Source organism: Haemophilus sp. 27098_8_127 (assembly GCF_041433495.1).
Lineage (GTDB): Bacteria > Pseudomonadota > Gammaproteobacteria > Enterobacterales > Pasteurellaceae > Haemophilus_D.
Map to the genome: position 1 here is coordinate 1 of NZ_JAPWBP010000017.1, position 6537 is coordinate 6537.

Below are 6537 nucleotides of genomic sequence, written 5' to 3' on the forward strand. Positions count from 1 at the left end.
AATATTGAAGGCTCGGATATTTCTGGTAAAGAAGGCACGACTTTGATGGCAGATAATCAAGTAAACATCAAAGCAGTAGAACAAAACCATCAAGAACGCAGTACTAATAAATCTAGCGGCTTTAATGCGGGAGTAGCCATTAAAGTGAGTAATGGTGCGGTTGCTGGGGTTACTTTAGGCGGTAATTACGGAAAAGGCTATGGCAATGGTGATGAAACCTCTTATGTTGCTAGTCATGTAGGAGATAGCCAAAGTAAAACAGTGATTAATGCCGGTGGTGATGCGAACCTCATCGGTAGCCAAGTAAAAGGCAAACGTGTAGAAGTCAATGCCCAAAACCTCAACATCGAAAGCTTGCAAGACACTGCCACATACAAAGGCAAACAAATGAACGTGAGTGGGAGTGTGACGGCGGGTTATGGCGTCTCAGCAGGGGGAAGCTACAATAAGTCCAAAGTTAACGCCGACCACGCCAGCGTTAATGAGCAAGCCGGCATCTATGCAGGGGATGAAGGTTATGATATTAATGTTAATAAGCATACCGATCTTAAAGGTGCATTGATTACGTCTACCCAAAAGGCAGAAGCAGATGGTAAAAACCATTTTAGTACCGGCAGCCTGACTCATTCAGATATTGAAAACCATTCAAACTATAGCGGTTCAAGCTTTGGTGTGAGCGGCAGTGTGGCAGCGAATTTTGACACACCGTTTGGGAAAGAGGGTCAAGCGCAAAGTAGTAAACAGGCGGTGGATGATGATGGCAATCCGATTTATAGAAACGACCGAGGAGAATTGACCACAGAAGCCAAAAATGCGCAGGGTAAAGACAACGCAAAACAACTTGCTACAGGTTGGGATTCTTTAGAAACCTCAACAGGATTTGGTATTGGGCGAGATAAAGAAAGTCAAAGTAGCGTGACAAAAAGTGGTATTAATACTGCGAATATTGAAATTAGAGACCAAGCGGAACAACTGGCGAAAACCGGTGAAACGGTTGAGCAAACGCTAGATAGCATTAAAACCGATGTAACTACGGATAATGCAGAGCAGCATTCCGGCAAGTTGGAAAATCATTTTGATAAAGACAAAGTGATGAAAGAGCTCAACATTCAAGTGAAAGTTACTCAAGATTTTCGTAAAAATGCCTTCTCAATGATTGATGCCTATGCGCTTCCGAAACAGGCTGAATTGAGAAAACAAATCAAGGAAGCTAAAACTGAAGAGGAAAAGACCGCACTTTATGGAGAAATTTATAAATTGCAATATCAAAAACGTTTGCTTGAAACCGTGGTTGGCATTGCCGCTGGCTCACCGGGTGTTGCAATCACTCAAGGAACTTTGCAATTAGCCGCAACGAAGATGAGAGAGGAGACTTTGGCTAATTCAAGATTATTTAAAGGTATTAAAGATGCTAAGACGGGGAAAATTCTTCGTAATGATAGTTATGATAGCGGTTATTTTGATGGAGTAAAATTAGGTGGTGTAAGGATTGATGTTGATGCTATTTGCAATAGTAACATGGGGACTTGTACTTATAATGATGATAATTCAATCACATTTAAAGGTAATAAAGACTATACATTAGATGATGCTATTGATCCGCAACAAAATAAAAAAGCGGGTGGATTATATGGAGAAACCGGTGGTTTTCAACCTGTTCAAGGTGAGTGGAATCTACATTTTAAGAGAATTCCGTATAGCATCGGTTCTATCTCGGATATGGCGGTAGAATCCTTTGCTGGTACTCACGACCTGTTAGGAGGCCAAGCATGGGGCTGGTATGATAAACAAGGAAATACTGCAGAAAAAAATAAACTTACTGGTGTAGCATCAGGTGTAACAACTGTTATTGCAATACCGGTATCCGCACCATTTGCTTTATCCGATGTAATGTCATCAGATATGTTTGAACTTTTGATGAAAATAGGAGGTAAATAAAATGAAATACACCTTATTTATTCTTTGTTTTATATTAAACGGATGTTGGTATTCAAACGGATGTTTTTATACTCCACAAATGGTTAATTGTGTTGATAAGGGGAAAGAATATCCATTAATTGCAGGGTATCAAAAAAAAGAACTACTAGGACATACAAACTCAAAACAACGATGGAAAGATCTTGTTTCTTGTGGAGGAAAGTATGGTGATATAAATCTACACTACTATCCGCAAAACTATCAAATAAATGACAAAAGATATAAAAATCTTGATGAATGTATGAATACTAAGGGGTATATATATCTTTCTCCCGCTGAATGTGGCTATCAAGATCCTAAGTGGGATAATGGAAAGTGTAACTTATAACGCATTGAATTTATTATTTAAACAGAGTGTGGTCAATTTTCAAAGAGCTTTAAAACTTCTCAAAAATTGACTGCACTTTTTTTTAGAGAAAGAAAATTAATTCATTAGCAAGGTAGCGTGCGTTAATTTTTGGTTCACGCACCTTGCGTTAGCTATAGGGATGGAAATAATGAAAATTTTAGTTATATTCTTTATGACTATTTTTATTCAATCTTGCCTTTTATATTCTTCAGAAGATGGGGCTTGGCATAATCTTAATCAAATGTACAAAGAGGCTAATGGAAGGGAAATATGTATGAAATATAAAGGAAATGTACATGTCATGTATTATTGTGAAAATGAAAACAAAGAACAATAGCAAAGTAGAAAGTAAAAAATATGCATAATTAATGAGATCTTCTTTTATTGTACACTTTATCTATAGAAATTATGAATTTGTTGTTTGGGGTAAGATAATGAAAAAAGTTATATTTATCCTAATTTTTATATCCACCATAACAGGATGTTATTCAGCAAAAGACGATTGTTATTATGGAATGACAACAATTTGTTTTGGTAAACCATATAGCCCAATTGCTAAATTTCAAAAACCTTATAGCTTTGGACATACGGATTCCGTGAAAAGAATGGATGATTTGGTAAGCTGTGGATTAAGAAAAGGGGATTTAAGTATGAGGAGTGCTTGGGCAATGGATCATTTACCAAAGGCTGATCCCCATTTACAACAAAAAAATTGGGATGCTTTTTTTAAATGCATGGAAATAAAAGGTTATATATGGGTAGAAGATTGTGGCAGAAAGAATTCTACTTCAGATAAAGGATTATGTAATGAATGATGAATATAACTTATCAACCAAAACAAAGGCAAACGTGTAGAAATCAATGCTGATCATGCGAGTGTGAATGAACAGGCAGGAATTTATGCTGGTGATGAAGGTTATGATATTAATGTTAATAAGCATACCGATCTTAAAGGTGCATTGATTACTTCTACACAAAAAGCAGAAGAAGATGGTAAAAACCATTTTAGCACGAGTAGTCTGACTCATTCAGATATTGAAAACCACTCAAATTATAGTGGCAGCAGTTTTGGTGTGAGTGGTAGTGTATCGGCTAACTTTGAAACACCATTTGGAGAGAATGGTGCAGCTCAAAGTACAAAACAAGCCACGGATAAAGATGGTAATCTGCTTTATACCGATAAAAATGGTAACACAACTGTTAATTCTAAAGGAGTAGATGGAAAAGAGAACACCAAGAAATTGGCTGAAGGTAAGGAGTCTCTCCAATTCTCTTATGGCATGGGCTATGGTAAAGATTCCGATAGCCAATCTAGCACAACAAAAAGTGGTATTAATACACAAAATATCACTATTAAAGATGAAGCTGAGCAATTAAAACGAACAGGTAAAACGGTGCAAGAAGAGATTGCAGCGATTAAAACTGAGATCACTACAGAGAGTGCACAAAGCCAAAGTGGTAAATTAGAGAATCGTTTTAATAAAGATGATGTTCAAAAAGAACTTGATTTCCAACGTGAGGTGACAGAGAAATTTGGACCAAATGTCGCGGAAGCAGGAAGTTTGCTTGCTAATAAATTTGGCGAAGAAGCGAAAGCGAAACGTCATGAAGCCGCAATTGCGTTAGAAGAAGCAGAAAAAGCCAAGGCAGAAAACAACAACGAAATTAACCAAGCTTTAGTAGAACAAGCACGAGATAATTTTGAGACAGCGAGTCGTGAAGCCAAAGAATGGGAAACGGGTGGAAGTCAACGTCTTGTCATTGATTCGGCATTAAATGTTATCAGCACTGCTTTAGCTGGCAGACCGGCAGCGGAAGTGGTGGCTTCAGGATTATCGCCTGCGGTGAATAACCAAATTAAGAAAGCGACAACAGATGCAAAAGGCAATGTGAATACCGCTCTCAATTTGACTGCTCATGCACTTTGGGGCGCGGTAGAGGCTTATGCGGGCAATCGTAATGTTGCTGCTGGTGCGGCAGGTGCAGCTGGTGGTGAGGCTGCGGCTCATTTCCTCGCCTCGACACTTTATGATAAATCACCTGAAAAGCTCAGCGAAGAAGAAAAACGTACGGTATCTTCTTTAAGCCAAGTAGCAGCAGGTATTGCCGGTGGTAGTTTATCGGATAGTTCTGATGGGGCGATTATTGCGGCTAAGACGGCGAAAGACTCTGTGGAGAATAACAGCATGGCTGATGACGTTCATCCTAGTGATGAGCGTAAGCAAAACATTGAAATGTATGCCAAGGTTTTATTCAATGGAGATGAAGATAAAGCTAAAGAATATCAAGAAGGTCTAGAGCTTGCAGAAGCTCAGGGGCAAATTGATAGCGTTAAAGAAACAGCAGATGCGGTTGTTAATTTAGATGATACCGTAGTGTCTTTATGGGAAGCAATCTCAAATCCAGGGAAGACCTATAATAATGTTGTGGTATCGTTGAAAGATTGGGATGAGGCTTATACGCTTGCCCTTCAAGAGAACCCAAAACTCGCGGGAGAAATGCAAGGTTACCGCCAAGGTAAAATGAAAGGTGTTTCAACTGGAGGCGTGGTTCTGAGTGGTGCGGGATTGGCGATGACTAAATCCATTGCTAAATTAAAAAATGGCACGATTGATGTAGCTCATTCAGGTATTAATGTCGCGAAGATAAAACCTAAAACTTGTTCTTTCCGTGGTGACATGGAAGTGAAAACCGAGCAAGGTTACAAGCCGATAGCATCTATTAAGGTCGGAGATAAGGTTTATGCGAAAAATGAACTGACAGGACAAATGACCTATCAGCGCGTACAAGCGCACTACAACAACCCGTATGACTTTACAGTATATGTAGAAGTGATTGATGAACAAGGCAAACACCAAACCATTGTTTCAAACAAAATTCATCCATTCTTTACCCGGGTAAATCAAGGTGAGCTAGTACCGAGTTCTGAGGGGCATTATTACAACGGAGAAATCCAAAATGCTCAGTGGGTAGATGCACAAAATCTGAAAGCGGGTTATAAACTGTTATCAGAAAATAATCACTGGCAGACGGTGAAAGGTGTCACTATCAAAGCTGAGAAGTTAAGTGCATATAACCTGACAGTTGAGACTGACCACACTTACTTTATCAAAGGAGCAAATTCTGATGTTGGTGGGGTGTGGGTGCATAATGATTGTTGGCATGCTTTACCTGATGGAGCTAAGCAAGTAAAAGATATTGATGGATATCATGCTTATAAGTTTAAAAATCAGGATGGAAAAGAAATTACTGTGATCAAAAAAGACTTAAATCGTTTTGAAACAGTGAATCATAACGCAGGAACAGATCCTCATTTTAATAGACTATCTCAACGAATTGATGAGCAAACAGGACGTTATTTATCGACAGATAAACCTGTAGATCAATTTTATAATCGTTCCTATCTTCGTTCTGATACCATGAAGAAAATCTTTGAACAATACGAGGCTCTACCTAATGGTGATTACCGAGATAAGATTACTCGTGCGATAATCAAAGGACCAATCGATATAGGACATGCTTATGGTTGGGAGCATAGACGATTATCTCTTGCAGCTAAAGAGTTAAATTGGAGTCAAAAACAATTTAATGATTATGTAAATGCAAGACCTAATAAATTTAGGTTAGAAAATATGTCTGAAAATCGGAGTCATAGAAATGAGATGCCTGGTAAAGATGATATCTTAGATATAAAACAAGATATGAGAAATTTTATGAATGGAGGAAAATAAGATGGATTTTTCTAAATTTAATGACTTGGATTTGGAAGAAAAAATTGTAGAGAGTAATTTTAATAATGATCTTCAACTATTAAGAAAAATATTTTTAGAAAACAAATTGGCAGATATAAAAAAAATTACTAGTTTAGATAAATGGAACTATCTACATAGGATACTTTGCTATTCGGAACCTAAAGTAGAATTAATACAATTCTATATTGATAATGGCGTCGATGTTAATGCTCAAGATATATACGGAATGACTCCTTTGCATTATGCATTACGAAGTAAAAATGCTGAGGCGGCGATAGCGTTGCTCAAAGCAGGAGCAAATCCTAATTTACCGAACCAAGATGGTTTAATCCCTTTGTCTATGATTGGATATATCCCAGAGAGATTGGATGTTTTAGAGCTTATGCTTCAAAAAGGGGCAAATGTGCATTACTTAGTAAATGAGGATGAAACCATTCTTGAAAGTTATAAACCTACAGA

The 6537-nt window shown here is 37.8% G+C and carries 5 protein-coding genes and 1 pseudogene; all 6 read left to right on the top strand.

The window, feature by feature from the left end:
* Nucleotides 1-1938, top strand: a 1938-nt coding sequence (locus O3746_RS10210; RefSeq protein ID WP_371449007.1) for a hemagglutinin repeat-containing protein, incomplete at its 5' end; no start/stop codon positions are given.
* A gap of 1 nt (nucleotide 1939) precedes the next feature.
* Nucleotides 1940-2305 (top strand): hypothetical protein, encoded by a 366-nt coding sequence (locus tag O3746_RS10215; protein WP_032827297.1) that lies wholly within the window; start codon nucleotides 1940-1942, stop codon nucleotides 2303-2305.
* Nucleotides 2306-2474: 169 nt separating this feature from the next.
* Nucleotides 2475-2663, top strand: coding sequence for a voltage-gated potassium channel (locus O3746_RS10220; RefSeq protein ID WP_239660933.1), 189 nt, complete (start codon nucleotides 2475-2477; stop codon nucleotides 2661-2663).
* Between the two features lie 97 nt (nucleotides 2664-2760).
* Entirely contained in the window at nucleotides 2761-3141 is a 381-nt protein-coding gene (locus tag O3746_RS10225; RefSeq protein WP_021616878.1) for a hypothetical protein, read from the top strand.
* A 21-nt stretch (nucleotides 3142-3162) separates the two neighbouring features.
* Nucleotides 3163-6057, top strand: a pseudogene (locus O3746_RS10230) (polymorphic toxin-type HINT domain-containing protein); the annotation flags it as partial.
* A 1-nt stretch (nucleotide 6058) separates the two neighbouring features.
* Nucleotides 6059-6537, top strand: a 479-nt coding sequence (locus O3746_RS10235) for an ankyrin repeat domain-containing protein (RefSeq protein ID WP_371449010.1), incomplete at its 3' end; no start/stop codon positions are given.